The organism is Corynebacterium sp. HMSC22B11 (assembly GCF_001815965.1).
In the GTDB taxonomy this organism is placed as follows: Bacteria; Actinomycetota; Actinomycetes; order Mycobacteriales; family Mycobacteriaceae; genus Corynebacterium.
Genome location: NZ_KV823496.1, coordinates 1 through 25,099 on the forward strand (window position 1 = coordinate 1; position 25,099 = coordinate 25,099).

Here is a 25,099-nt window from a genome sequence, read left to right on the forward strand (position 1 = left end):
CTGAAAATCAGACACACTTTTTGCTACTTAACCCCCGCCAACCGATCCCACACAAGGCAACGCAAAAAGCCGGCCACATCCCACATGGAATGCAACCGGCTTCGTGCCGCGCTCGCGGTGGAAACTATCCCCTAAGGATTAGCCCTGACGAGCCTTGAAACGCGGGTCCTTCTTGTTGATGACGTAGACCTTGCCGTGACGACGCACAACCTGAGCGCCCGGCTTGTTCTTCAGCGACCGAAGGGACTTACGGACCTTCATCGGGCGCTCCTTTCTTTATAGATTTCTCAAAAGCTCGACACTTTCGCATCACTGCGAGCGCTGCGTGAAGCAGCACGTTCACACGTTCTTCACGCGCGGCAACGTGCCAAGCTGAAACACAACGACTGATTGTAGCGCCTGAACAGCCAGAAGCAAAAACGATTGACTAGCATGGACGCCCATGAACACCACCGCGCTGCAACGCCACATCATCGCCGAGCTCCACGCCAAGCCACATATCGACCCCGAGGCCGAGGTTACCGCACGTGTGAACTTCCTCGTGGATTATGCGCTCAGCACCGGAGCCAAGGGCTTCACTCTGGGCATTTCCGGCGGGCAAGACTCCACCCTCGCCGGCCGACTGTGCCAGCTCGCCGTCGAGGAACTCCGCCGCCGTGGCGCTTCAGCCGAGTTCTACGCGGTGCGCCTTCCTTACGGCACCCAGGCAGATGAGGAGGACGCCCAGGTCGCCCTGCGCTTCATCCAGCCGTCTCAGTCCGTCACCATCAATATTCAGGACGCCACCCTGGCCATCGCGAGCGCCGTCTCGGAAAGCCTCACGGGCGAGCCGGTGAGCGACTTCAACAAGGGCAATATCAAGGCCCGTCAGCGCATGATTGCCCAGTACACCCTGGCCAGCGAGACAGGCACCCTGGTGGTTGGCTCCGATCACGCCGCCGAAGCGATTACGGGTTTCTACACCAAGTTCGGCGATGGCGCCGCCGACCTAATGCCGCTGGTGGGGCTCAACAAGCGCCAGGGCGCTGAACTCCTGCGCCACCTGGGCGCGCCGGCGTCGACATGGGAAAAGATACCCACCGCGGACCTGGAGGAAGATCGCCCCATGCTCTCCGACGAGGAGGCGCTGGGAGTGACCTACGCGCACATCGATGACTACCTGGAGGGCAAGGACGTCCCTGCAGAGGCGGCGGAGCGCATCGAGCACCTGTGGCGGGTCAGCCGCCACAAGCGCACCACTCCCCCAGGGCCGGCGGACACCTGGTGGCGCGACTAGCCGCGGGGCACAGCACAGCCGCCGGACTCGCAGGCTCCCAGCCCCATGGCCCTGCCGATGCGGGCCCGATTGTGCGAGAACAGCCGGTAGCCCAGCGCGTAGATCGGCGAGAGCGCACAGATCAGCAGCATCCGACCCGCCAGGTGCACACCAAAGTTCCGCCCGTGGCGCCACAATGCCTCGCCGATAGCGCGGTGGCCCAGGGCCAGCGCGCCGTCGTCGCCCAAGTACACCGCGTGCTCGGCAATGTTGGTTCGCACGTCGGCGGGCTGGGACGGGTCATCGACGGAACCCGCCACGCAGCTCAGCCCCGGGGAGAGCCGGGTGAGAGTCTGGGCGAGGCGCTCGCAGACGGCGCAATGGGCGTCGTAAAAGAAAAAGGCCATGATGCCTAGAGCCTAGGCAAGAGCGGCTAGAAGAAGAAGTGGCTGCCGATGATGACCACGAATCCCAGGTACCAGGCGATGAGCACGATCACCGGCTGGGCGACCCCGTGCCCCGTCGCTCGCCCCCGGTTGTGCGCCCTGCCGCGCACGAAACGAACCAACGTCATGAGGAATAGCGGCAGCGTCGCGATCCAGACCGCGATGCAGTAGATGCACAGGGCGCCGATCTCGAAGACGGCCTCGTAGGCGAGCCAGTGCACGAAGACCACGGCGAAGATCAGGCCCAGCAGCTCGCCTGCCCACATCCACTCGGGGAAGCGCACGCCCGCGGCCAGGGAGACGCCGAAGAAGGTCACCAGGGCGAAGCCAACTAGACCGATATAGGGGTTGGCGAAGCCGAAGGCGGAGGCCTGCGGAGAGGCCATGACGTCCGTGCACGACACGATCGCGTTGACCGTGCAGGCGGGGATGTAGCCCGGGTTGGACAGCAGCGTGACCTTGTCCTGCATGATCAGCGCGGAGAAGAACAACCCCACCGCGCCGAGCACCGCCATGAGGATGCCGAATGCTGGACTCGCCCCAATGGTTCGGGTTTTAGCAGTTACAGACTCAACACCAGCTTCAGCAGGCTCGACTGACGATCGCTTCGCCTCTGCGGAGGCAGTTGACATGGGGTCACCTTAAAGTTGAAAACGAGTACCCAGCAGTACGGTCCACCGGGTCATTGTGCGTGATTATATCCCGTTTGCAAGCCCCTCGACGAGACCGTCTATCGCAGCCTTCCACGACCGAAAACGCACCCTCCGTGACCTGACATTATATTCACATAAACACAGATCTTGGCATGTTTTTATACACGATTGGCAGAGTCGCGCATTGCCCAAGAATTCGTGATTGCATAGTCTCTGCAACATGTCTCAGTTCTTATACCGGGTAGGCAAAACGTCCTACCGCAAAGCATGGCCGTTCCTGGTCGCCTGGATCGTCATCCTCGGCGCACTCGGCTTCGGCGCCGCCACATACGCGAAAGACCCAAGCCCCACCTTCTCCATGCCGGACATGGACTCCACCGTCACCCAGGAGGAGATGAACGACCGCTTCGGCTCCGACGAAGATGCCATGAGTGTGCCCTCGGGCTCCGTCGTCATCCAAGCGCCGGAGGGCAAGAAACTGACCGACCGCGCCGTCATGGCAGACGTCGACGAGATGCTGGATGAGCTCAAGGCCACCGGCGAGCTGGCCGACCAGGAGTCCATCGTCAACCCTGTTCTCGCCGCCAAGGGCATGGAACAGCAGATGACGAAGGCGAAGGCCGCGCAGGGCATGCCGGAGGAGCAGATCAAATCCGACCTTGAGGCTCTCTCCCCGCTGAGTTCCGACGAAACCACCGGCACCGTCAGCATCACCTTCGACTACGACACCGTCCTTGAGGTCCCTTCGGACGCGCGCGATGCAGTAACCGACGTCCTTGCTAAGCACGACGACACGGACCTCACCGTGAAGTACAACGGCAACGTCTTCTCCGGGGCAAACGAAATGGACGGCACCGCCGAGCTGATCGGTATCGCTGTTGCTGCGGTTGTCCTGCTGGTGACCTTCGGCTCCCTCGTAGCGGCTGGGTTGCCGATCGTCGCCGCACTGGTCGGTGTAGGCGTGGGAATCCTCGGCATCCAGCTGGCCACGCTGGTCACCGACTCGATTTCGGACATGACCCCGATGCTGGCCTCCATGATCGGCCTGGCAGTGGGCATCGACTACTCGCTCTTCATCGTCGCCCGGTTCCGCAACGAGCTGATCTCCTCCTCGGGGCTCAACGATCTCTCGCCGAAGGAGCTGGCGGAAGAACTGCGCACGATGAGCGTGGACAAGCGCGCCCACGCCATGGGCATGGCGCTGGGCACCGCGGGTGGCTCGGTTGTTTTCGCTGGCGCCACCGTGCTGATCGCACTGGCCGCTCTGTCAATCATCGGCATCCCGTTCCTGACGGCCATGGCCTTCGCGGCGGCAGCCACCGTGCTGGTCGCTGTGCTGGTCGCGCTGACCTTCCTGCCCGCACTCCTTGGCCTGCTCGGTACGCGCGCGTTCGCGATCCGCATTCCTGGCCCCAAGGTTCCCGACCCAGAAGACGAAAAGCCCACCATGGGTCTCAAGTGGGCTCGCCAGATCCGAAAGCGCCCATGGACGACCCTGGTGGCAGGAGTGGTTCTGCTGGGCATCTTGGCGATCCCCGCCACGGGGCTGCGCCTGGCAATGCCAACCGATGGCACGGCAAAGCTGGGATCCCCGCAGCGCGATGCCTACGAGATGACCGCAGAGAAGTTCGGGGATGGCCGCAACGCCCCCATGATCGCGTTCGTGGATACCGCCAACGTCGATGCGAAGGACCGTCCCGCCGCTTACCAGGAGCTGCTGCAGGACTTCTCCAGCACTCAGGGCGTCGTGAATGCCCAGATCATCGCCACGACAGAGAACCAGGACGCCGCCCAGGTGCTCATCACCCCGGAGACCGGCGCAACCGATGAGGCGACCACCGAGACTCTCGAGCGCCTCCGCGAATTCAAGGGTTCCTTCGAGGAAGAAACTGGTGGAACCTTCGGCATCACCGGCATCACCCCGATCTTCGATGACATTTCTGAAAAGCTCTCGGACGTGCTCGTGCCCTATATCGCCATTGTTCTGGGCCTGGCGTTCATCGTTCTGACCCTGGTATTCCGTTCGCTCTGGGTGCCATTTATCGCGGCAATCGGCTTCGGCCTTTCCATGGCCGCCACCTTCGGCGTGACCGTGGCGATCTTCCAAGAGGGTATGTTCGGCCTGATCGACGATCCCCAGCCGTTGCTGTCCTTCCTGCCGATCATGCTCATCGGACTGACCTTTGGTCTGGCGATGGACTACCAGGTGTTCCTGGTCACTCGTATGCGCGAAGGTTATGTCTCGCGCGGCAAGGAAGCTGGCAACGCCGTGGCCAATGGATACAAGCATGGTGCGCGTGTGGTGACCGCTGCTGCGCTGATCATGATTTCTGTGTTCGCGGCATTCATGCTGATCGATGAACCCTTCATTAAGGCCATGGGCTTCGCCCTTGCGGCAGGCGTTCTGCTGGACGCCTTTGTGGTTCGCATGACGCTCATCCCGGCAACCATGTACCTACTGGGTGATCGCGCGTGGTCGATCCCAGGCTGGCTAGACAAGATCCTGCCGAACCTGGACATCGAGGGTGAGAAACTCCATCAAAAACATTCCCAGGCGCAGGTGAAGGCTACGGTATAAGCCATGGATTACCGGGAAGTAAAAAAGGCCGCGACGCGGCGGTCAATCTCCGAGGCGACGGTTCAACTGATGCTGGAGCACCCGGACAGGATGCCGACCGTCGCCCAGATTTCGGATCGAGCTGATATCTCGGTTCGCACCTTCCACAATTACTTCGCAGATACCGATGAGGCGATTTTCGAGTTCCTCCGCCAGACCTTCGACAAAATCAGTGACCAGATCAATGCGCTTCCTGAACAGTGGACAGCGGCCCAAGCGATGGAAGCGATCGTCTCTGACGCGTTGAATGACGACGGCGTGGAGCTCTACTCCGCGTCCACCTTGGTGTTAGTAGGCAGCAACCCTAGTTTTCGTTCGCACCGCCCACCCAGCCAGGAAACCGTCACCGAGATTTCCGCCTCCATTGTTAAGGCCCTCAAGAACAGGATCCCCGGGGCAACGGATTTCGATGCACAGGTTCTGATTGGTGCCTACTCCGCCGCCAGTGGGGTCGCTATCAGGGAATACCTGGACCGGCCGGAGCCTCGCGATCCTGAAGAGGGCCGCGAGCTCATCCGCCGGGCTTTCCAGCTGCTCCGCGACTACGAGTAACACCTCATCTTCCTGAGGGAAGTTGCTGCCACCGCATGGCCGCGCTGGCAGCAACAGATATGTGCCACTCCAAGGTTGGGGTGGCGTTTTCTTTGTGCCCATGCGACACCCAGCGTGAGTGAACCGAGGTCACGAAGCTTAAGGTTGAGCAATAAGCAGACTGTGGACATGAAGGTCACAGCTGATCGAGCCGCTCAACAACACCGCGCTGTATTTATTGGCAGCCCCGGTGCCATGCTTCGAAAGGATTGCCATGACGGATAACTCGGACCAGAACGTGGGTCAATCACCCCAACCGGAGCCGGAATCTACCCCGCACCAGGAGGGGGTTCCGACCTCCCACACCAATGGGGTGTCAGCAGCCGGGCAGCCCTCCGAGTCACACGGGCCGGAAGAAAACGCCCGCGCCAGCTACTGGCGTGCTGACCCTGCCCAATTTTCGCCGGCGCAGCCACCCCAACAGCCCCACATGGCACCACCCCAACAGCCTTCATACAGCGGCGCACCGCTGCCTCCCCAGCAGCCGGGCGCTCCGATGGCACAGCAGTACCCGGTCGGCGTTCCTTACTCCCCTGGCATGCCCGGCTCCCCCGCCTACCCTGCGCCACAGAAGCAGCCTTCGAAGTTTGAAGCGTTCGTTTTCGGTCCGGCAGGTGCACGACGGCGCCTCGGTGGACTGAAGGTATGGCGATGGAGCGCCTTCACCTTCTTTATTATCTCGCTGCTCGTTGGGCTTTTTGGCTTCGAACTACTCGACGGCGTCTTTGAATCGCCATCGGTACTTGCCGACGTGTCATTCCTCGCAGCGTGGGCAGTCATCGCCACCGGATTCTTCGGGATGTGGGCCTCGGGCATGATGATGATTCTGTGCAGCATCGGCGAACGCATTCAGCAGCAGAACACCCCCGAAACCTAAAGCTGCCTCCCCCTTGACAAGGCTGACGGGCACCTGACCCCCGCAGCACCGAGCACAGTCCAGCGAGTCAGGTCCCTCCGAAACACGAAAAACCTCCGGTCGATAAGACCGGAGGTTTTCTCTCTGTGGAGCTAACGGGATTCGAACCCGTGACCCCCACACTGCCAGTGTGGTGCGCTACCAACTGCGCCATAGCCCCTTGGTGCGGATCTAAAGATACCCCACCAGAACACAGCCCACCAAATCGGTGACCGTGAGAACCACCGAAACGGCCCTCACGCTGCAGTTATTTATTTCTTGACCACGTCCGGGACCCAGGACTGCGGCATTCCGTCCTTGCCGGTCTTAATGTCGAGCTTCTGGCCATCCACCAGGACGATCGGCGAGGACACCTGGCCAACCTTCTTCTTCAGGACCTTCGCGTTGGCCTCGCCAACCTCGACGCCCTTATCCTCCAGCTCGCCATTCTTGATCTTCTCGATCAGCGAAGCGTCCAAGTCATATGCCGAAGCAGCCTGCGCCAGGTCCTCGTAGTCCCAGGTCCGTGCAACGGTCTCCTGCTCGAGCATGGTGTAGTTGTGGAAGTTCCAGAACGCCTTGACGTTGCCGGTCTCAGCGATGGCGTATGCCACCGCAGCACCACGGGTCGACGGACCACGACGGCCGTCGTCCAGGAAGTTCAGGAAATTAAAACGAACCTTGAGCTTGCCATCGGAGACGGCCTGCTTGACGTCCTGGTGGTCTGCTTTCACCAGGTGGGAGCAGTACGGGCAGGAGAAGTCCTCGTAGATGTCAGCGACGGGGGCGTCCTTATCGACGTTCTTCGAAGCCAGCTCGACGACATTGTCCTTCGCGGTGATGGTGAAGTTGACGTCTTCCTGTGGCATGTTCGCCGCGATGTCCTCCTTCGACCCGCCGCGGGTGACGACGATGCCGATAACAACAGCCGCGATCACCAGGACCGCGACGATCGTCCACATGAAACCGCTGCCACCCTTTTGATCGGGGGCCTTGATCTTCTGGCTCACTAAAACTTCCTTTCGGACCTTCACATGCGCGCCATTCGCCGGGTGCGGGGGCGCCCAAATGGACGGCCGGTTCCCGGCCTATCGTGGCTAACCCTAGTGATCTTAAAGTCACAAAATCCACTTGGGAGACCCCAAAACCCCAGGTTGACAGGAAGCTGTTACCCACCGCCATAAGCTGCCAGAGTTCCCACAGCTTCACCTCGCCTCACCTTCCCCGCAGTGGCATACATGTTATTGACAGGAATTTTTGACCTTCTGGCAAGTGATGCAACTCACCGACGTATGTTTAGACCATGGAAGAACAAACTTTTGCCTCACAGTTGAATGATGTGTTGGGCACAATCTCGGGCTTCGTGTGGGGACCCTGGCTGCTCATCCCCCTCCTCTTCGGCACCGGTCTGGTCCTCACGATCCGCATGCGCGGCGTCCAGTTCCGCAAGCTCGGTGTCGCTCTCCGTCACGGGCTCCTGGACCGCGACGACGAAGGCGGCGAGGGTGATATCTCGCAGTACCAGGCCCTGACCACAGCGCTGGCCGCGACCGTGGGCGTGGGCAACATCGTCGGTGTTGCTACCGCACTGTCCATCGGTGGCCCCGGCGCCCTGTTCTGGATGTGGGTCACCGGCCTGGTCGGCATGGCGTCCAAGTACGCCGAGGCCTTCCTGGGCGTTCGTTTCCGCACCACGGATAAGAAGGGCAACATCTCCGGTGGCCCGCAGCGCTACCTGGAGCACGGCATCAAAGGTGGGCTCGGTAAATTCCTCGCCTGGTTCTTCGCGATCGCCGCGGTCATCGCTTCCTTCGGCATCGGTAACCTCACCCAGGCTAACGCTGTGGCCGAGGGACTGAAGGACACCTTCGAGATTGATCCACGCCTCACCGCGGTCTTCCTCTTCGTCGGTGTCGGCGCGGTGCTGATGGGCGGCATCAAATCCATCGGTACGGTGACCTCCGGCTTCGTGCCGATGATGATCGTGATCTACCTGGGCGGCGGCATCATCGTGCTCATCAAGCACGCCGCCGAGATCCCTGCTGCGTTCGGCATGATCTTCAGCGACGCCTTCACCGGTACCTCTGCGGTGGGCGGGTTCATCGGCTCCTCCATCATCATCGTGATGCAGATGGGCTTCGCGCGAGGCATCTTCTCCAACGAGTCCGGCATGGGTTCCGCTGCAGTTGCAGCCGCTGCGGCGAAGACTTCCCACCCAGTGCGCCAGGGGCTGGTCTCCATGACCCAGACCTTCATCGACACCATCATCGTGGTCACCATGACCGGCCTCGTCATCGTGACGACGGGCGTGTGGGAACTCGGCGCCGACCAGGCGGGCGTGATGACCGCACGTGCTTACTCCGCCGGCCTGGGCTCCGACTGGGGCGGCATGATCGTCTCCGTGTCGGTGGTCTTCTTCGCCTTCTCCACCCTGCTGGGCTGGTCCTACTACGGTGAGCGCAACGCGCAGCGCGTCTTCGGCGACTGGGCATCGCCCATCTACCGCATGCTCTTCACCTGCGTCGTGGTGGTTGGCGCAACGACGGAGCTGGAGCTGGCCTGGACCTTCGCCGACCTCGCGAATGGCCTGATGGCGCTGCCTAACCTGATCGGCCTGCTGATCCTCTCCGGCCTCATCGCCCGGGAGACGAAGGCTTACCTGGACTTCGACCCCACCCTGCGGGCCACGCCGGAGCAGGTGGAACAGTTCCTCATCGAATCTGGCAACCCGTGGCGCACGGACCCGCACAAGACCATCGACATTCCCCACGAGGCGCCGAGCGCCAAGTAAGGCTTAGCCACTAGCTCCCAGCTGGCCGGGTGGCACCGCGGCCAGCGATGACAAAAGGTCGGCGCCACCATCACGGTGGGGCCGACCTTTTTGCGTTGCCGACTGCTTCTCCCCTACCTCGCCCTCTACTGAAAGGTGCGCTGCATTGGGGAGGTAATCGACTACTGCTTAGCGTCGAAAGTGACCTTCACGGAAGCGGTGCTCTGCTCGTTGTCGTCCTCATGGACCTCAGTGCTGACGACGTAGCGATCACCGGTCTTGACGACCTTAGCGTCACGCTCCTGCTGGTCGGAGGTCTCCCACTCCTTGCCGTCGACATTGAGGCTGAGCCCGTCGAGGGTCGGGTTGTCCCCCTCGATGATCTCAACGTCGAGCTCGGTAGCCCCATCGCCAGCCTCGTACTTCAGCTCCTGCTTACCGTCGTCCGTGTCACGCTCAACCTTCACGGGGGCGAACTCGCCGTCAACAGGCTTGCCATCGAGCAGAATCTTCGGCTGGCTCAGGTCAGAGTTCTCATCAGCGGCATCCGTCGTGGCCGTGGACTCGTCCGCCTTCGCGGAATCCACCGCGTCGCCAGCCTTCTCGGTCGCGGAGCTAGCAGCGTCGCCTGCCTGCTCGGTGGCATTGTTGACCGTCTCCTCGCCGGAGTCACCACACGCTGCCACACCCAGCAGTAGAGCCGGGGCGGCAACGGCAGCGGTCAGCGACTTCAGAACATTGCTCTTAGCGGTGTTAGTCATAATCCCACGCTAACAGAGTTTTCCCTTTTCCCTCCGAAACCATATCGGGAATCAACAGTGAATCAGGGCGACTTTTGGACTCAGTGGCAACGCCGAGCTAGATCAGCAAAGAGCCAAAAAGGAATCCAAAAGCCACCGCGATCGCAATGTTCACCACACCCGGAATCATGAACGGATGGTTGAAGACCGCCTTACCCACACGCGTCGAGCCAGTGTCGTCCATCTCGACCGCCGCGAGCAGGGTCGGGTAAGTCGGGAGCACGAAGAGCGCGGACACGGCCGGGAAAGCCGCGATCGCCGCAACCGGGCCGACCCCAAGCGCCAGCGCCGTGGGCATCAGCGCCTTTGCCGTCGCAGCCTGCGAGTACAGCAGGGCCGCAGCGAAGAAGAGAACCACGGCGAGCAGCCACGGCTTGGTGCTGAGGGTTGCCCCGGCCACATCCGTGATCTCGTCGATGTGCGCGTTCACGAAAGTCGTCCCCAACCAGGCCACACCGAGGACACACACGCAGGCAGACATCCCCGAACGGAAAGTGGCCATCTCCAGAATCCGGCCCGGCTCCACGCGACAGAACACAGTGATAGCCATCGCCGCGGCAAGCATGATCGACATGATCGCCTCGGTGCGCGGCAGGGTCGGATCGGCAATAACCTGCAGGTTATCCGAGATCAACGCCGCGTAGCTGACCACTGCAACGATGGCGAGTAGGAAGATCAACACCGAAGCCTTAGCGCCCGGCTTCTCGGTGTACTGCACCTTTCCCCGGAACTTCACCAGACCCTTCTCCTTGCGCTCCAGGTAGACGGGGTCCTCCGAAAGCGGAGTACCGAGCCAGTTAGCAACGAAGCTGGTGATAATGACCGCAAGGAAAGTCGAGGGAATCGCGATCCCGAGCAGGGTCAGATACCCCACCCCCATCGGTTCCAGGATCGAGGCCAGGAACACCACGGCCGCGGAAATCGGGCTGGCGGTGATAGCCATCTGCGAGGCCACGACCGCGATCGATAGCGGCCGCGACGGGCGAATCTCGTTTTCCTTGGCGACCTCCGTGACCACCGGCAAAGCGGCGAAGGCAGTGTGCCCGGTGCCCGCGAAAAGCGTCAGGAAATAAGTGACCATCGGAGCAAAAAGGGTGAGGCGCTTCGGCTGCCTCCGCAGCAGCTTATCGGTCTGCGCGACGAGCCAATCCATGCCCCCGGCCGCCTGCATCGCAGCGATCGCAGCGATGACGGACATAATGATGCCGATGACGTCGAAGGGGATATCGTCGCCAGTCACCGGCGCGCCAGCGATCGCCAGAGCGATCACCCCGAGGCCACCGGCAGCACCGATCGCGATGGAACCGTACCTCGCACCGAGCACGATGGCTGCGAGGACGATCAGTAGGTGAACCCAAATCATGGTGGCATTTCTTTCAGCTCAACGAGGGTTCGGCTTCCACTCGCCCACTAACCGCAGTACCTATGCGGAGCAAAAGGAAGTTCATAGAACGCTATGAATCGCACAACAATGAGATGAAATGCGCCCTCGGGAACCCGAGAATAACACGGAAAATAAAGTCCACTAAGCCTCAGAAAAACAAGACAACCATAATGTGCGACGCGTCACCATATCGAATTTTAAAAAACGCAATAAGGTCACATAAGCCGGAAAATCGGGACAATCCAGCAGGTCAGGCAATAGTTCAGAGAACATCTCCTCAACCGACCGAGCCCGATCACAAAAAGCCACTTCTCTAAAAGTGACCCCAGTAACAGTGGTGATAAATCACCATTTATCCATGGTTGCGGAAACATCACGCTTGCCCTAATTTCAGGCAGCTTCTTTTAGGAATACCCCCAGGAACTTCCTCACAGCACCCCAGAGCCCTGAACGGCAATTCCCCCATTCCTCCCCGCTCGGTGGCCCCTTTGGCGCGCCAGCCCGTCCCACCGCACTCCGGTCGTAATGTCCATCGGTCTAGCCAGTCAGACCTGAGTCGGTAGCCGGGCTGCTAGCCTGGAGTCATTCATAAAGAGAAGGCGAGAGACAAGCTCGACGACCCTTCAGCAACCTACCGACGTGCAAGGTGCTCCAGCTTGAACGATGAGTCTTCTTTTTATGTTGTTTCCAGCCGATCAACATCAAGGAGAAGACATGCGCGGCGAGATTTTTTACGACACCGGCGAGCTCAAATATTTCGGTGGTACGACCACCGATCCGCAGACGGGGCATGTCTACCGCGAGGGTTACGGCATCGAATACTACCAGGACGGCATGCCGAAGAAGGTTGGGACGTTCCAGCGCAGGGGGTTGGTCTACGGCTGCGAGTTTTACCCCAATGGTCGCCTCAAATCGGTCGCGACTTACAACGACCCGGACGATGGGCAGTACTATGGCCCCTCCTACCCCGTGACCGGAACCTTCTTCGACGAGGAGGGTCAGGTTCTCCACTCCGGGCCATTCACCATCTCCAAGTCTGGAATCGGCTGGCCGCGAGTGATCGAACCCGAAGGTTATGGTTCCTTGGACTAACTGCGGGCCGCCCCGCAGCGCCGAAATATGAGGCAGGATCCATCAGAGTATTCACCAATTTAACCGCGCAGGAACGGCAAAACCCCTGGTCACTGTGACCAGGGGTAAAGCCAATCGTGGAGCCGGCGGGAATTGAACCCGCGTCCTTCGCGACTTCGCCAGGGCTTCTCCGTGCGCAGTTCGCTGTCATCTCTGCTCGACTCTCCGGGTCACGCGAACTAGCCCGGATGATGAGCCCAGTCACTCTAAAAAGTCCCGTGCAGCTCGAGTAACCTAGCTGCACAGCAAGCCTCTTTAAACGATGCCGGGTGCTAAGCCAGAGGCTAGCTTAGGCCGACAGACACGCGGTCGCTGAATTAGGCAGCGAGGGCGTAGTCGCGCTGAGTGTTCTCGGCGCTTAGAAATCGCAGCGACGCTTACGGTGGTCATCTGCCTTCACCGGCACGCTTCCCCTAGCTCAATGCACGAAGTCGAAACCATGTCGGCCCCATACAAGCCTGCTGCGGAAGTTGCGTCTCAGCAGGATGGTTCAGATTACTGCATTTTCCGCTTTTCGTAAAGCGCGTTCAATGCCGTTGCCATCTTTTGCTGCTGCCAGTGCAACTTTTCCTTCTGCGACCGCCGCGCGTTGCGCACCGCGATGATTCCGACGACAATGCCCACCACGATCGGTAACCAGAACTTCGGGTGGTCCAGCAGCCATACAAGCCAGTCGGGCAACTCGGGAAGTGTCGGCAGGCTGGGAAAGTTAATCTCGGGCCATGGGATGGTGGGCCAGTTGATGTCCGGCCACGGAATCTTTGGCCAGCGGATCTCCGGCCAGTCAATATCTGGCAACAGCCCCAGCAGGAACTCAATGACGGCGATGATGGGCGTGAGAATCAGCCCGATCAGCCACACCAAGAACTTGGTCACAACCGGGGCCAGGAGAACGGCCAGGATGGCCCACCCACTCTTGCCGAGCCCGCCGAGCAGCGGATAGAGCCAGCGCCGGACGGGCGAAGCCTCCATCTTCGCGGCACGCTCCGCGGCAGGAGTACCGGCCGGTGGATCGAAGAAGATGAAGGAGTCCTTGGTTTTCACCCCGACCTGAATGAGGTGCCGGTCGAGCGCGGCGGTATCCAACTTCAGCATCGCAGGGGCCGCGGATACCCCAGGGTCGAGCGAATCAGAGTACTTTCCGTCGGCCACCTGCTTGGGGTCACGCCCCGCCGGCGCCAGCCGGACCTTTCGTTGGCTCAGGCTGCGTTCCCGATAGACGGGCACACCGTGCTGAAGCACGACCACGGGAGGCGCCTCGTATTCGAGAAATGACTGCCACTTCTCGGCGATCTTTCCCCGTACCCCACCATCAGGGCTTCCTTTCTCCCCTTCGGTTCCGGCTGCGGTCCGCTGCTCCGCAGGCCGCGGCGCGGGCAGCTCCCCCACCTCGATCTTTGCGCCGTCCGGTGATTCAAGCTCGTAAAACCCTTCGGAGCTGGCCACCGCGTCAGGTTGAGTGTCGCCCTCCTTCGGCAGCGGGAACCCCGGGTCAACGCTCCGGAGCTCAGCCGAGTGGCCAACACAGACCTCAATCAACCCCAGGCTCGGGTGCCTAAGCTGCCAATGTTCCACGGCTGTTCTCCCCTTCGTCTCGAGGCCGGCGGCAGCTAGCCCTTCATCCCCTTGATCTTGCGCCCCAGCTCGCGGACCACTTCGCGCTCCTCGGTGCGGCGCTTGATGTCCTGGCGCTTGTCGTAGTCCTGCTTACCGCGGGCCAGGGCCAGCTCGCACTTGAGCTTGCCGTCGACGAAGTACAGCTGCAGCGGAACCAGCGTGTGGTTGCCGTCGCGGACCTTGCCCATCAGCGAGTCGATCTCGCGGCGGTGCAGCAGCAGCTTACGCACGCGACGCGGGGTGTGGTTCCAGTAGTTGCCGCGGGAGTACTCCGGGATGTGAAGCCCCCGCAGCCAGACCTCGCCGGCATCGATGGTGGCATAAGCGTCCACGAGGCTGGCCTTGCCCTCCCGCAGGGCCTTGACCTCCGTGCCGACGAGCACCACGCCGCACTCGTAGGTGTCGAGGATGTGATAGTCGTGGCGCGCCTTGCGGTTGGTGGCAATGACAGCCGGGCCCCCGCCACGTGGTGCGGAGGCCTTCTTCCCCTTCGATTTCCCGGAGTCCACCGGGGTGCTCTTCTTAGCCATGATTGCTCACACGTTACCAGCCGTGCTTCCGGCAAAGCAGTCGAGCCGAGGCCGAATGCGCCCGGCCAAGAGGAAGCAGAAGGGCCAGCCGATCCCCTATCAGCCAGCCCCGCCAAACAAAACGCTAGTTCTTGACGTACCAGCGCAGCGTGATCTGCGCGGTAATCGCCGCCACCGCGGCACCAATGATGACGAGGATCGGGGCCATCAGCCAGATATCGGCGGTGGTGATCTTCGCAACCAGATTGGCCCGGTAGACCGAGTCCAGCGCCTTGTCCACCACCAGCGCCTTGCCAGCGAGCATTCCGCCCACCGCGATGACCGCACCGATGACCGCGCCGATGATGGCCTCCAGCACGAACGGTGCCTGGGTGTACCAGCGGGACGCGCCCACCATGCGCATGATGCTGATTTCCTCCCGGCGCGAGTACGCCGCGATCTGCACCATGTTCACGATCAGGAAGATCGCGGCCACCGCCTGCACAGCGGCGACGAAGAACGCCGCGTTACGGATGGAGTCCAGGTTGCGGGTCGCTGCCTGCAGGTCCTCGCCCTGATCGACGACGTCCTGGACGACCGGGTTATCGCGCACCGCGTCGATCGGGGCGGTGTCGGTCGGATCCTCCAGCCGGACGTGGAAGGCCGCCGGGAAGGCGTCCTTGCTGGTCTGCTCAACCAGACGCGGGTCGGAGTCCTGGAATAGTTCCACGAACCGGTCGTAGGACTGCTGCTTATTGCGGAAGGTGACGGACTTGACGGCCTCGTCGCCCTCCAGCTGCTCACGGAGCTTGGCGCACTCCGGCTTTGCGCACTCCGGGTCCTCGACCGAGACCTCGTCCTTGAGCTGAACCATGACCTCGATGCGGTCGATGTAAATGTCCTTGGTGCGCTCGGTCATCGTGGTCATGAGGAAACCGGTGGCCAGCAGCGCCAGGGAGATCGCGGTGGTGATGATCATCGCGATCGTCATGGTGGCGTTGCGGGTCAGGCCACCGAAGGCCTCGCGGGTGATGAAGTTACTTCGCATAAGTATTTAAACCTTCCTCGTTGCCCCGGCTTAGTGGCCGACGCCGTACATGCCGCGAGCGTCGTCGCGCACGAGTTCACCGTTGTGCAGTTCGATGACGCGCTTGCGCATGGAGTCGACGGCGACGTCGTCGTGGGTGGACATGACGACGGTGGTGCCCTGCTGGTTGATGCGGTTGAGCAGGTTCATGATCTCGGCGGAGGTATCCGGGTCAAGGTTTCCGGTCGGCTCGTCGGCCAGCAGAACGAGCGGGCGGTTGACGGAGGCGCGGGCGATAGCGACGCGCTGCTGCTCGCCGCCGGAAAGTTCGTGCGGGAAGCGGTTCTCCTTGCCCTGCAGGCCCACGGTCTCGAGGGCAGCCGGGACCAGCTTCTCGATGTCCGGGCGCTTCTTGCCGATCACCTCCAGGGCGAATGCGACGTTCTCGAAGACCGTCTTCTTCTGGAGCAGACGGAAGTCCTGGAAGACGTAGCCGATGCGCTGGCGCAGCTTCGGGACTTCCTTATCCTTCAGCGCGTTGACATGGAACCCGGCGACATGCAGGTCACCAGAGTCCAGCGCCTCTTCGCGGACCATGAGCTGCAGAAACGTAGACTTTCCGGAACCGGAAGGGCCAATAAGAAAGACAAACTCGCCCTTTTCGATCTCTGCGGAAATATTCTGGAGCGCAGGCCGGGTTGAGGTCCGGTAGCTCTTGGAAACGTTATCGAAAGTGATCACGGCTCTAACCTTAGCGAACCAAAGATGAAACTGTTACAGAAGGGAAGCGTGTGACTGCCGAGAAGACAGCGAACAAGCACAGCGACCAGAAAACCGACCGCAGCGAAGAACACCACGAGGAACACGCGCCTGAGAAGGTTGGCGGTTTCCTCGGCTGGGTGGAGCGCGTCGGCAATAAACTGCCAGAACCCTTCTGGCTCTTCGTCATCATCGGCGGACTCGTCCTCGTCAGCTCCTGGCTGGGCTCACTGGCCGGGCTGAGCGCGAAGGACCCCGAATCCGGCGAAACCGTCGTCGTGAAGAACCTGCTCTCCGCCGAGGGCTTGTCTTCCATCGTCTCCAACGCGGTCGAGAACTACACAAGCTTCCCGCCGCTCGGGCTCATCATCACCGTCATGCTGGGCGTGGCCATCGCGGAACACTCCGGTCTGATCGCCTCGACGGTGCGCGCGGTGGTGAGCAAGGTGGGTCCGAAGAGCCTCACCTTCGTCGTGGCGCTGGCTGGTGTGACCGGCTCAGTCGCCTCGGACGCCGTCTACGTCATCCTCATCCCCATCGGTGCGATGAGTTTCCGCGCGATGGGGCGCTCCCCCATCGTCGGTGCGATGGTCGCCTTCGCCGCCTCCTCGGCGGGCTTCAACTCCTCGCTGGTCCTCAACATCACGGACGTGCTGCTCGCAGGCATCTCCACCTCGGCCGCCAACATCGCGGACGCCGAGTACGTGGTCTCCCCGCTGGCTAATTACTTCTTCGTCATGGCTTCCGCGGTCGTCCTCGCGCTGATCATCACCGCGGTCACGGAGCTCTATATCAATAAGAAGGCTCTCGAGCTGGTCGACCACGATCGGATCAACTACGAGGAGCTGACCTTCGGCAATGCCGAGCACGTCGACTCCGAGGGCAGCGCGGCCCTCGACAAGGACGCCAAGGACATGACGAAGGACGAGCTGGAAGCAGACCTCGCCCTCAGCGAGAAGGAGGTCCGCGCCCTGAAGTGGACCGGCGTCGCCGCCGTCGTCTTCTTCGCAGCGTACTTCGCCGCCCTGTTTGTCCCGGATTCCCCGCTGCAGGGCGAGGGTGGCGCGGTCATGGAAAGCCCCCTGATTACGGACGTCGGTGTCCCCATCGCGGTCGGTTTCTTCCTGCTCGGTGTGGTCTACGGCCTGGTCGCCAAGACGCTGACCAAGTGGCACCAGGTGCCGGAGTGGATGGCCCGCGGTCTAAAGACGCTGCTACCGATGATGGTGCTCTTCTTCGCCGTCGCCCAGTTCCTAGCGTGGTTCACCGAGTCCAACCTGGGCTCCTGGACCGCGATCACCGGCGCGGAGATCCTGCAGAAGGCGGACCTGCCCCCGCTGCTGCTCTTCGCCCTCTTCGTCCTGCTGGTCGCGGGCCTGAATCTGCTGATCACCTCGGGCTCTGCGCAGTGGGCTCTGATGGCCCCGATCGTGGTGCCGATGTTCATGTACCTGGGCTACGCCCCGGAGGTCACCCAGATGCTCTTCCGCATGGGTGATTCGCCGTCGAACATCATCACCCCGATGAGCCCCTACTTCGCGTTGGCGCTGACCTTCTTGCAGCGTTACTACTCGCGCTCGGGCATCGGCACCCTGATGTCTCTCGCGCTGCCCTATGCAGCTGCGATGATCTTTGGCTGGTTCCTCTTCTTCGTCGTCTGGTGGCTGCTCGGCATCCCGCTGGGCCCGGGCACCGCGATGAATTACCCGGCCTAAACGCCCGGTCCCGCCGGCTCGCCTTCCGGCGGGCCGCCCTTCACACCGCGCACACCCCGTACCCGGGGCGTGCGCGGTATTTATTTCACTTGCTGAAACAATCCCGAAAAGAGCGTAGATTTGGGTCATGTGGAATGACACGGCTTCCCCCGCGCGGTGCAACACCGGGCAAATCGCCCGGTACAGCCCCCAGTACCGCGGCGCGTTGAGCCGGGTCGCTCAAACCCGGCTGCGCGCGCTATCCCGCGATCGTCGCCGTCGCCCCGGCGACCGCCCGCCCGTTCTCGCTGTCTAAGACCGCCCCTGCCCCGGCAGCCGGTCCCCTCCTGCCCTGCCCGTTCGAGGCCTTCTTTTCGGCTCCCCAAAAACCGCAGTGGAGCCAGGCCACAACGGGAAACCCCTCACATAGAGAGACAGCGACCATGACTTCCTACGAGGAGAACAGCAAGAACACCACACACCAGGACCTCGCGCCAAACAAGGACATGGAGGGCCTCGTCGACGTCGCCATCGAACAAGCCGACACCTGGCTGGAGGTCAAGGAAACAGCCCCGGCCACGAAGCAGCTGGCCGACATGGTTCACGACCCACACGGCGTGGAGTTCACCTTCAGCTTCGTCGACCGCGTGGCCCGACCGGAGGACAACAAGGTCGCGGCCGAAGAGTTCGCGAAGATCGCCTCCCCCTTTAAGCGCACCGACCCGGCCCCGGCATTCCTCGGCCTGATCGACACGATCCTGGTCACGGCGGGCTCCATCGCAGCCCCGATCTTGCCGAACGTCGTGATGCCCATCGCGCGAAAGTACCTGCGCTCCACCGTCGGCCACCTGGTGTTGGACGCCGGTTCCGAGACATTGGACGCGATGCTCGACGATGCCCGGGAGAAGGGATTCACCCTCAACCTGAACCTGCTGGGCGAGGCCGTCCTCGGCGAGGCGGAGGCCAAGCGACGCCTCCAGCAGACCATCGACCTGATCCGGAACCCGAAGGTGGAGTACGTCTCCGTCAAGGCCAGCTCCGTGGTCTCCCAGCTCAACCACTGGGACTTCCGCGGCTCCGTCGATCGGCTGAAGGACCGCCTGCGTCCGCTGTACCGGGAGGCCAAGCGCGCGGGCCAGGAACGGTCCGGCAAGCCCACCTTCGTCAACCTCGACATGGAGGCCTATGAAGACCTCGACCTCACGCTGGAGCTATTCACCGAGCTTTTCGCCGAGGAGGAGTTCCTCGACCTAGAGGTCGGCATTGTACTGCAGGCCTACCTGCCGGATTCCTTCGAGGCCCTCCAGCGACTAATTGAATTCGCGAAGCAGCGCGTGGCCCAGGGTGGCGCGAAGATCAAGGTGCGCCTGGTTAAGGGCGCGAACCTCTCGATGGAGCGGGTGGATGCGGAGATGCACAACTGGCCGCAGACCCCTTATCTGACGAAGGCGGAGGTCGACGCCAACTACCTGCGCCTGATCGACTGGGTGCTGAACCCGGAAAACGCGCAGGCCATCCGCATCGGCGTGGCCAGCCACAACGTCTACCACGTAGCACTCGCCCACAAGCTCGCCGAACAGCGGGGCGTGGCCGAGCAGCTGGACATCGAGATGCTGCAGGGCATGGCTCCAGCCCAGGCCAGCGAGGTGCAGAAGAAGACCGGCAACCTGATCCTGTACACGCCCGTCGTCCGCAAGGAGGACTTCGACGTCGCCGTGTCCTACCTGGTCCGCCGCCTGGAGGAAAACGGCGCGAAGCAGAACTTCCTCTACGCGCTGTTCACCCCCGAAGAGGACGACGACACCGGCCTGACACCGATGGAAAACCAGGAGCAGCGCTTCCGGGACGCCGTCGCCGACCGCTGGGCGACCTATCACGGGCCGCGCCGCACCCAGGACCGCATCCAGGAAGCCAGGGACAAGGTTGGTGCCACGGGCGGCTCCATCCCGGGCAACTTCCTCAACGAGCCGGACACCGACCCCGCTCTGGCGCAGAACCGCGAGTGGGCCCGCAGCCTGCTCACCCCGGAGGCCGACCCGGGCCCGGCACAGTCGCCGCTGGTCACCGACCCGGCGGAGATCGACAAGATCGTGCAGCGTGCCGTTGAGACCCACGAGGGAGCGTGGGGGCAGAAGACCGGCGCGGAGCGTGCCGAGCTGCTGGACAAGGTCGCTGATTCTCTGGCGAACTACCGTGGCCGCCTGATTTCTGCGGCGGCTTTCGAGGCCGATAAGACGATCGCGGAGTCCGACCCGGAGATCTCCGAGGCCATCGACATGGCGCACTACTACGCAGAATCCGCCCGCCAGCTCGACCGGCACCGCGGTTCGATTTTCACCCCGTACAAGGTCGTCGTGGTCACCCCGCCGTGGAACTTCCCCGTGGCGATCCCGGTGGGTGGTGTGACGGCCGCGCTGGCTGCTGGCGCCGCCGTGATCCTTAAGCCCGCACCCCAGGTGCTGCGCATCGCCGAGGTCTTCGTCGAGGCCATGCGCGAGGCCGGTGTCGGCGAGGACCTGCTCCAGTTGGTCAACGCCGACGAGGACGAGGCTGGCAAGCGCCTGATCAGCCACCCGGACGTGGAATCCGTGATCCTCACAGGAGCCTCGGAGACCGCGCAGCTGTTCCGCAGCTGGAACCCCCGCAAGATCCTGAACGCGGAGACCTCCGGCAAGAACGCCATCATCGTCACCCCGGCCGCGGACCCGGACCTGGCCGTGGAGGATATTTACCAGTCCGCCTTCGGCAACGCGGGCCAGAAGTGCTCCGCAGCCTCCCTGATCATCACCGTGGGCTCGATGTCCAAGAACGAGCGCTTCATGAACCAGCTAGTGGATGCCGTGGAGTCCATCGAGGTGGGTCGCGGCACCGACATCTCCACGTACATGAACGGCATCATCGAGGCCCCAGGCGAGAAACTGGACCGGGCGCTACGCAAGCTCGATAAGGGCGAGAAGTGGCTGGTCAAGCCGAAGCAGCTGGACGAGACCGGCACCCTGTGGAGCCCGGGTATTCGCGATAACGTGCAGCCGGGCAGTTGGTACCACACCAACGAGGCCTTCGGCCCGGTCACGGGCATCATGCATGCCAAGGACCTGGACGAGGCGATCGAGTGGCAGAACTCCACTGGCTTCGCTTTGACCGGTGGCATCCACACCATCGACCGCGACGAGACCGCCTACTGGCGCGAGCGGGTCGAGGTGGGCAATGCCTATGTGGAGCGCGGCATCACCGGCGCCATCGTGCAGCGCCAGTCCTTCGGCGGTTGGAAGGGGTCCTCCATCGGCTCCGGGGCGAAGGCCGGCGGCCCGAACTACGTCGCCCAACAGGGCGTGTGGACCGAAGGCAATATCGAGGAGCTGACCTCCGGGACGGTCGAGCCACGCATCACCCAGCTGCTGCGCGAGTTCCGCGGGCTGGGCTCCCCGGTTTTGGAGGACGCGGATCACGAGTGGCTCCGCCGGGCGGCAGAGTCCGACGCGCACGCCATGGCCGTCGAGTTCGGCGTCGAGCACGACAAGTCGGCGATGGTCGTGGAGTCCAACGTCTTCCGCTACAAGCCGCTGCTAGAACCGCTGCGCGTCCGCGTTAACGCCGACGCCAAGGCGCGCGACGTCCTGCGCCTCCAGCTGGGGGCGGCGGTCACCGGCACGGAGCTGGATATCTCGGCGTCCGAGGAGGTGGCAGCGCAGTTCGGGGAGCTGGGCAAGAGCTTCCGCATCGCCAGCGACCTGGTGTTCGCCGCGGAGATCTCGAAGGCCGCGAACTCCCGCATCCGTTCCCTGGGCGAGAGCCCAGATGCCTTCTACGAGGCCGCGGTCGACTCGAATTCGAAGATCTTCGACCAGCCGGTGCTACCGGATGGCCACCGCGAGCTGCTGACGATGCTGCTGGAGCAGAACATCGCCACCACCGAGCACCGCTTCGGCTACATCCACGGGCTGACGCCTTAGGCGTTCTCCTCCTGCTGCTGCGCCATGCGCCAGCGGATGCCGGCCTCGATGAGCCCGTCGAGGTCGCCGTCGAGGACCTTCTGCGGGTCCCCGACCTCGTATTCGGTGCGCAGATCCTTGACCATCTGGTACGGGTGCAGCACGTAGGAGCGCATCTGGTTGCCCCAGGAGGCGTTGCCGCCCGCGCCGAGGGCATCCATTTCCGCCTTCTCCTCCTGGCGCTTCTTCTCCAACAGCTTGGCCTGCAGCACGCGCATGGCGGAGGCCTTGTTCTGGATCTGGGACTTCTCGTTCTGGCAGGTCACGACGATGCCGGTTGGGATGTGGGTCAGGCGCACCGCGGAATCCGTGGTGTTCACCGACTGCCCGCCCGGACCGGAGGAGCGGTAGACGTCCACGCGGACGTCCGCATCCGGCACCTCGATGGAGTCCGTCTGCTCCACGACGGGCAGGACCTCCACCTCGGCGAAGCTGGTCTGGCGGCGCCCCTGGTTATCGAAGGGGCTGATGCGCACCAGGCGGTGGGCGCCCTGCTCCACGGAGAGCGTGCCGTACATATAGTCACCGTGGATGACGAAGGTCGCGGACTTAATACCCGCCTCCTCCGCATAGGAGATGTCGTAGATATCCACCTTGTGGCCGTGCTGCTCGGCCCAGCGGGTGTACATGCGCAACAGCATCTCCGCCCAGTCCGCGGCATCCACCCCACCGGCGCCGGAGCGGATGTTGACCAGCGCCTCGCGCTGGTCGTACTCGCCGGAGAGCATCGTGGTGATCTCCAGGGATTCGATGGCGGCCCGCAGCGCCGTGCGCTCCTCCTCCGCCATCGCGGCGGCGTCCTCGGCCGCCGCCGGATCCTCCGCGGCCTCCTCCTCGGCCATGTTGTAGAGCACCGGGAGGTCGTCCAGCCGCTGGCGCAGCTCGCGGATTTTCTTCAGCTTGGCCTGCACACGGGAGAGCTCCGAGGTGACCTGCTGGGCGTGATCCGGATCGTCCCACAGCGAGGGGTCGGCGGCCTGATCCTCCAGCTCGCGGGCCCGCGAGTCCAGCTCGTCGAGGTCCAACACCCGCTCGATGGTGGTCAGGGTGCCTTCCAGGTCTTTCAGATCAGAGCTCACATCCGGTTGCATAGTGCGCAAGTCTACCCGGCAGTGTGCACAATGGGATGTATGGCTAAGGCAAAGAATACGTCCACCTCCACCGGCAACTCCCCGGTGCCGGAGGAGATGCTCAACGCGATCATCAAGACCTTCATCGTCGCGCACGTCGACGACACCGATAACCACCTCGCCCAGGCGCTGGTGTACAACGCCGCCCGCCTGGCGTGGCGGATGCGCGCCTCCGGGCTCGAGACGGAGACGAAGACCTCCATCTCCGACGTCGTCACCGCCGCGGATCGGGCCGCCGAGAAGTTCATCACCGATGCGCTGGAGACGATCCGACCGGAGGACGGCGTCCTTGGCGAGGAAGGCACCCGGCGCGAAGGGACCAGCGGGCGGACCTGGGTGATCGACCCCGTGGACGGGACCTATAACTTCACCACCGGCTCGGACTACTGGTGCTCCGCGCTGGCCCTGGTTAAGGGCGACCCGAATGACCCGGAGGAGGTCATCTTCGGCGCCGTGCACCGCCCCGCGATGGGCTACACCTGGTTCGGTGGCCCGGAGATCCCCACCACCCGCGACGCCCAGCCGGTCCCGGAGTTCAAGAACACCCCTGCGGAGCGCACCGTAGTCGGCACCTACCTGCACCCGCCGCTGTTTTCCGTGCCAGAGGTTAGGGACGCCTGGATCGCGGTAACCGGCAACTTCGCGACCGTCCGTATGCTCGGCTCAGCTTCCGTGGACATGGCCGGCGTGGCCTCCGGGGAGCTCGGCTGCTGGATTCAGGACTCCGTGGCGGCCTGGGACTGGCTGCCGGGCCGGGCGCTCGTGGAGGGCGCCGGTGGCGTGGCCGAGCAGATCGAGGCCGCGGGCAAGACCTGGTCGGTGGCCGGCACCGAGTCGGCTGTTGCGAGCGTTAAGACTGCGCTCATCGGCAGTTAGTTTTTGAGGCTAAGATCCAGGGCATGAGCACCACATACTCCGATGACCTGTCGCTTGCCTTCGAGCTGGCCAACGCCGCGGACGAGATCACCATGGCTCGGTTCGAGGCCGAGGACCTCCGCATCGAATCCAAGCCCGACCTCACCCCCGTCTCCGATGCCGACACCGCCGTCGAGCGTCGCCTGCGCGAAATTCTGGCGGACTCCCGCCCAGACGACTTCGTGCTGGGTGAGGAGTTCGGCGGCGAGGCGCACTTCGAGGGCCGCCAGTGGGTCATCGACCCGATCGATGGCACGAAGAACTTCGTCCGCGGCGTGCCCGTGTGGGCCACGCTGATCAGCCTGTTGGAGGACGGCGTGCCGAAGGTGGGTCTGGTCTCCGCACCCGCACTGTGCCGCCGCTGGTGGGCCGCGCCGGGCGCTGGGGCGTGGCGCTCCTTCTCTGTACCGAATACTTTCGACGAGGACTCCACCCCTTCGGCCCAACCGCGCCGCCTGAGCGTGTCGGGCGTGAGCCAGATCGCCGACGCCAGCCTCTCCATCAGCTCCCTGTCCGGCTGGCAGGATCGCGGCCTGCGGGAGCAGCTGGTGGGACTGAGCGACAAGACCTGGCGTCTGCGCGGCTTCGGGGACTTCTGGTCCTACATGATGGTCGCCGAGGGCTCCGTGGATATCGCGGCGGAGCCGGAGGTCAGCCTCTGGGATCTCGCAGCACTCGTCCCGATCGTGGCGGAGGCCGGCGGCACCTTCACGAACGTGGAGGGCGAGCCGGGACCGCACGGCGGTTCCGCGGTGGCCACCAACGGGCTGCTGCACGAGGACGTCATCGCCGCGCTGAATAACTAAGCCGCTTGCCCTAACCAGGGCAGACAGAAAGAAAAAGGACGCTACCGCACGTTGCGGTGGCGTCCTTAACTGTTGGGGGGTGTCCCTATGTTTTTGTCAAGTGCCAGA

Annotated in this window: 21 protein-coding genes, 1 tRNA gene, 1 other RNA gene and 1 riboswitch; of the genes, 10 read left to right on the forward strand and 13 right to left on the reverse strand. The window is 62.9% G+C overall.

Annotated features, from left to right (window positions below):
* Positions 1-138: 138 nt before the first annotated feature.
* Positions 139-261, reverse strand: a complete 123-nt coding sequence (gene ykgO, locus HMPREF3088_RS05190) for a type B 50S ribosomal protein L36 (protein ID WP_005288826.1) — start codon at positions 259-261, stop codon at positions 139-141.
* A gap of 181 nt (positions 262-442) precedes the next feature.
* Here ykgO and nadE point away from each other — a divergent pair, with 181 nt between their 5' ends.
* Positions 443-1,276, forward strand: a complete 834-nt coding sequence (gene nadE, locus HMPREF3088_RS05195) for an ammonia-dependent NAD(+) synthetase (protein ID WP_070758737.1) — start codon at positions 443-445, stop codon at positions 1,274-1,276.
* Here the strand turns inward: nadE and HMPREF3088_RS05200 are convergent.
* Positions 1,273-1,662 (reverse strand): DCC1-like thiol-disulfide oxidoreductase family protein, encoded by a 390-nt coding sequence (locus HMPREF3088_RS05200; RefSeq protein ID WP_070758738.1) that lies wholly within the window; start codon positions 1,660-1,662, stop codon positions 1,273-1,275. The genes nadE and HMPREF3088_RS05200 overlap by 4 nt on opposite strands.
* Before the next feature lie 26 nt (positions 1,663-1,688).
* Positions 1,689-2,333 (reverse strand): vitamin K epoxide reductase family protein, encoded by a 645-nt coding sequence (locus HMPREF3088_RS05205; protein WP_070758739.1) that lies wholly within the window; start codon positions 2,331-2,333, stop codon positions 1,689-1,691.
* Between the two features lie 241 nt (positions 2,334-2,574).
* Here HMPREF3088_RS05205 and HMPREF3088_RS05210 point away from each other — a divergent pair, with 241 nt between their 5' ends.
* The 3 genes from HMPREF3088_RS05210 (at position 2,575) to HMPREF3088_RS10370 (ending at position 6,439) form a co-directional block, all read left to right on the forward strand.
* Positions 2,575-4,932, forward strand: a complete 2,358-nt coding sequence (locus tag HMPREF3088_RS05210) for an MMPL family transporter (protein ID WP_070758740.1) — start codon at positions 2,575-2,577, stop codon at positions 4,930-4,932.
* A 3-nt stretch (positions 4,933-4,935) separates the two neighbouring features.
* On the forward strand, positions 4,936-5,523 hold the full coding sequence (locus HMPREF3088_RS05215; protein WP_246818066.1) for a TetR/AcrR family transcriptional regulator: 588 nt from the start codon (positions 4,936-4,938) through the stop codon (positions 5,521-5,523).
* Positions 5,524-5,776: 253 nt separating this feature from the next.
* Positions 5,777-6,439, forward strand: a complete 663-nt coding sequence (locus HMPREF3088_RS10370) for a hypothetical protein (protein ID WP_141759431.1) — start codon at positions 5,777-5,779, stop codon at positions 6,437-6,439.
* A gap of 126 nt (positions 6,440-6,565) precedes the next feature.
* Here the strand turns inward: HMPREF3088_RS10370 and HMPREF3088_RS05225 are convergent.
* A tRNA-Ala gene (locus tag HMPREF3088_RS05225) sits at positions 6,566-6,638 on the reverse strand.
* A gap of 91 nt (positions 6,639-6,729) precedes the next feature.
* Complete coding sequence (locus HMPREF3088_RS05230; protein WP_070758742.1) at positions 6,730-7,467, reverse strand: DsbA family protein; 738 nt, start codon at positions 7,465-7,467, stop codon at positions 6,730-6,732.
* A 293-nt stretch (positions 7,468-7,760) separates the two neighbouring features.
* On the opposite strand from HMPREF3088_RS05230, the gene HMPREF3088_RS05235 reads away from it, so the two are divergent.
* On the forward strand, positions 7,761-9,248 hold the full coding sequence (locus tag HMPREF3088_RS05235) for an alanine/glycine:cation symporter family protein (RefSeq protein ID WP_070758743.1): 1,488 nt from the start codon (positions 7,761-7,763) through the stop codon (positions 9,246-9,248).
* A 161-nt stretch (positions 9,249-9,409) separates the two neighbouring features.
* Here the strand turns inward: HMPREF3088_RS05235 and HMPREF3088_RS05240 are convergent, their stop codons facing one another.
* Together HMPREF3088_RS05240 and HMPREF3088_RS05245 are read right to left on the reverse strand one after the other, a co-directional pair.
* Complete coding sequence (locus HMPREF3088_RS05240) at positions 9,410-9,988, reverse strand: lipoprotein LpqH (RefSeq protein WP_070758744.1); 579 nt, start codon at positions 9,986-9,988, stop codon at positions 9,410-9,412.
* 97 nt (positions 9,989-10,085) lie between these two features.
* Complete coding sequence (locus tag HMPREF3088_RS05245) at positions 10,086-11,390, reverse strand: anaerobic C4-dicarboxylate transporter (RefSeq protein ID WP_070758745.1); 1,305 nt, start codon at positions 11,388-11,390, stop codon at positions 10,086-10,088.
* A 604-nt stretch (positions 11,391-11,994) separates the two neighbouring features.
* A riboswitch (SAM riboswitch) is annotated at positions 11,995-12,081 on the forward strand.
* 44 nt (positions 12,082-12,125) lie between these two features.
* Here HMPREF3088_RS05245 and HMPREF3088_RS05250 point away from each other — a divergent pair.
* On the forward strand, positions 12,126-12,503 hold the full coding sequence (locus HMPREF3088_RS05250) for a toxin-antitoxin system YwqK family antitoxin (RefSeq protein ID WP_070758746.1): 378 nt from the start codon (positions 12,126-12,128) through the stop codon (positions 12,501-12,503).
* A 114-nt stretch (positions 12,504-12,617) separates the two neighbouring features.
* Here HMPREF3088_RS05250 and ssrA read toward each other — a convergent pair.
* From ssrA to ftsE, 5 genes are all read right to left on the reverse strand, one after another.
* Positions 12,618-12,992, reverse strand: a transfer-messenger RNA (tmRNA) gene (gene ssrA, locus HMPREF3088_RS05255).
* A gap of 45 nt (positions 12,993-13,037) precedes the next feature.
* Complete coding sequence (locus tag HMPREF3088_RS05260; RefSeq protein WP_246818067.1) at positions 13,038-13,988, reverse strand: hypothetical protein; 951 nt, start codon at positions 13,986-13,988, stop codon at positions 13,038-13,040.
* Between the two features lie 164 nt (positions 13,989-14,152).
* A complete protein-coding gene (gene smpB, locus HMPREF3088_RS05265; RefSeq protein ID WP_070758748.1) occupies positions 14,153-14,689 on the reverse strand; it encodes an SsrA-binding protein SmpB in 537 nt (178 codons plus the stop codon).
* 124 nt (positions 14,690-14,813) lie between these two features.
* The gene (gene ftsX / locus HMPREF3088_RS05270; protein ID WP_070758749.1) at positions 14,814-15,716 is read right to left on the reverse strand and encodes a permease-like cell division protein FtsX; all 903 of its coding nucleotides are present in this window, start codon (positions 15,714-15,716) and stop codon (positions 14,814-14,816) included.
* A gap of 30 nt (positions 15,717-15,746) precedes the next feature.
* Positions 15,747-16,436, reverse strand: coding sequence for a cell division ATP-binding protein FtsE (gene ftsE, locus HMPREF3088_RS05275; RefSeq protein WP_070758750.1), 690 nt, complete (start codon positions 16,434-16,436; stop codon positions 15,747-15,749).
* 50 nt (positions 16,437-16,486) lie between these two features.
* On the opposite strand from ftsE, the gene HMPREF3088_RS05280 reads away from it, so the two are divergent.
* Both HMPREF3088_RS05280 and HMPREF3088_RS05290 read left to right on the forward strand, forming a co-directional pair.
* Positions 16,487-18,169 carry an AbgT family transporter gene (locus HMPREF3088_RS05280; RefSeq protein WP_371441303.1) on the forward strand — a complete coding sequence of 561 codons (1,683 nt, stop codon included), beginning with the start codon at positions 16,487-16,489 and terminating at the stop codon, positions 18,167-18,169.
* Between the two features lie 422 nt (positions 18,170-18,591).
* Entirely contained in the window at positions 18,592-22,101 is a 3,510-nt protein-coding gene (locus HMPREF3088_RS05290; protein ID WP_070758752.1) for a proline dehydrogenase family protein, read from the forward strand.
* Here the strand turns inward: HMPREF3088_RS05290 and prfB are convergent.
* The gene (prfB, locus tag HMPREF3088_RS05295) at positions 22,098-23,231 is read right to left on the reverse strand and encodes a peptide chain release factor 2 (protein WP_070758753.1); all 1,134 of its coding nucleotides are present in this window, start codon (positions 23,229-23,231) and stop codon (positions 22,098-22,100) included. The genes HMPREF3088_RS05290 and prfB overlap by 4 nt on opposite strands.
* A 39-nt stretch (positions 23,232-23,270) precedes the next feature.
* Between prfB and HMPREF3088_RS05300 the strand changes: the two genes are divergently transcribed.
* Positions 23,271-24,146 carry an inositol monophosphatase family protein gene (locus HMPREF3088_RS05300; protein WP_371441304.1) on the forward strand — a complete coding sequence of 292 codons (876 nt, stop codon included), beginning with the start codon at positions 23,271-23,273 and terminating at the stop codon, positions 24,144-24,146.
* Positions 24,147-24,169: 23 nt separating this feature from the next.
* Positions 24,170-24,991, forward strand: coding sequence for a histidinol-phosphatase (gene hisN, locus HMPREF3088_RS05305; RefSeq protein ID WP_070758754.1), 822 nt, complete (start codon positions 24,170-24,172; stop codon positions 24,989-24,991).
* Positions 24,992-25,099: the final 108 nt, after the last annotated feature.

Bases quoted from the DNA above. Each gene is read 5' to 3' on its own strand.
- nadE (WP_070758737.1), top strand. From the start codon at position 443: ATGAACACCACCGCGCTGCAACGCCACATCATCGCCGAGCTCCACGCC.
- HMPREF3088_RS05200 (WP_070758738.1), bottom strand. From the start codon at position 1,662: ATGGCCTTTTTCTTTTACGACGCCCATTGCGCCGTCTGCGAGCGCCTC.
- smpB (WP_070758748.1), bottom strand. From the start codon at position 14,689: ATGGCTAAGAAGAGCACCCCGGTGGACTCCGGGAAATCGAAGGGGAAG.
- HMPREF3088_RS05290 (WP_070758752.1), top strand. From the start codon at position 18,592: ATGACTTCCTACGAGGAGAACAGCAAGAACACCACACACCAGGACCTC.
- HMPREF3088_RS10370 (WP_141759431.1), top strand. From the start codon at position 5,777: ATGACGGATAACTCGGACCAGAACGTGGGTCAATCACCCCAACCGGAG.
- HMPREF3088_RS05300 (WP_371441304.1), top strand. From the start codon at position 23,271: ATGGCTAAGGCAAAGAATACGTCCACCTCCACCGGCAACTCCCCGGTG.
- HMPREF3088_RS05215 (WP_246818066.1), top strand. From the start codon at position 4,936: ATGGATTACCGGGAAGTAAAAAAGGCCGCGACGCGGCGGTCAATCTCC.
- HMPREF3088_RS05250 (WP_070758746.1), top strand. From the start codon at position 12,126: ATGCGCGGCGAGATTTTTTACGACACCGGCGAGCTCAAATATTTCGGT.
- HMPREF3088_RS05205 (WP_070758739.1), bottom strand. From the start codon at position 2,333: ATGTCAACTGCCTCCGCAGAGGCGAAGCGATCGTCAGTCGAGCCTGCT.
- ftsX (WP_070758749.1), bottom strand. From the start codon at position 15,716: ATGCGAAGTAACTTCATCACCCGCGAGGCCTTCGGTGGCCTGACCCGC.
- HMPREF3088_RS05240 (WP_070758744.1), bottom strand. From the start codon at position 9,988: ATGACTAACACCGCTAAGAGCAATGTTCTGAAGTCGCTGACCGCTGCC.
- prfB (WP_070758753.1), bottom strand. From the start codon at position 23,231: ATGCAACCGGATGTGAGCTCTGATCTGAAAGACCTGGAAGGCACCCTG.
- hisN (WP_070758754.1), top strand. From the start codon at position 24,170: ATGAGCACCACATACTCCGATGACCTGTCGCTTGCCTTCGAGCTGGCC.
- HMPREF3088_RS05245 (WP_070758745.1), bottom strand. From the start codon at position 11,390: ATGATTTGGGTTCACCTACTGATCGTCCTCGCAGCCATCGTGCTCGGT.
- ykgO (WP_005288826.1), bottom strand. From the start codon at position 261: ATGAAGGTCCGTAAGTCCCTTCGGTCGCTGAAGAACAAGCCGGGCGCT.
- HMPREF3088_RS05210 (WP_070758740.1), top strand. From the start codon at position 2,575: ATGTCTCAGTTCTTATACCGGGTAGGCAAAACGTCCTACCGCAAAGCA.
- HMPREF3088_RS05235 (WP_070758743.1), top strand. From the start codon at position 7,761: ATGGAAGAACAAACTTTTGCCTCACAGTTGAATGATGTGTTGGGCACA.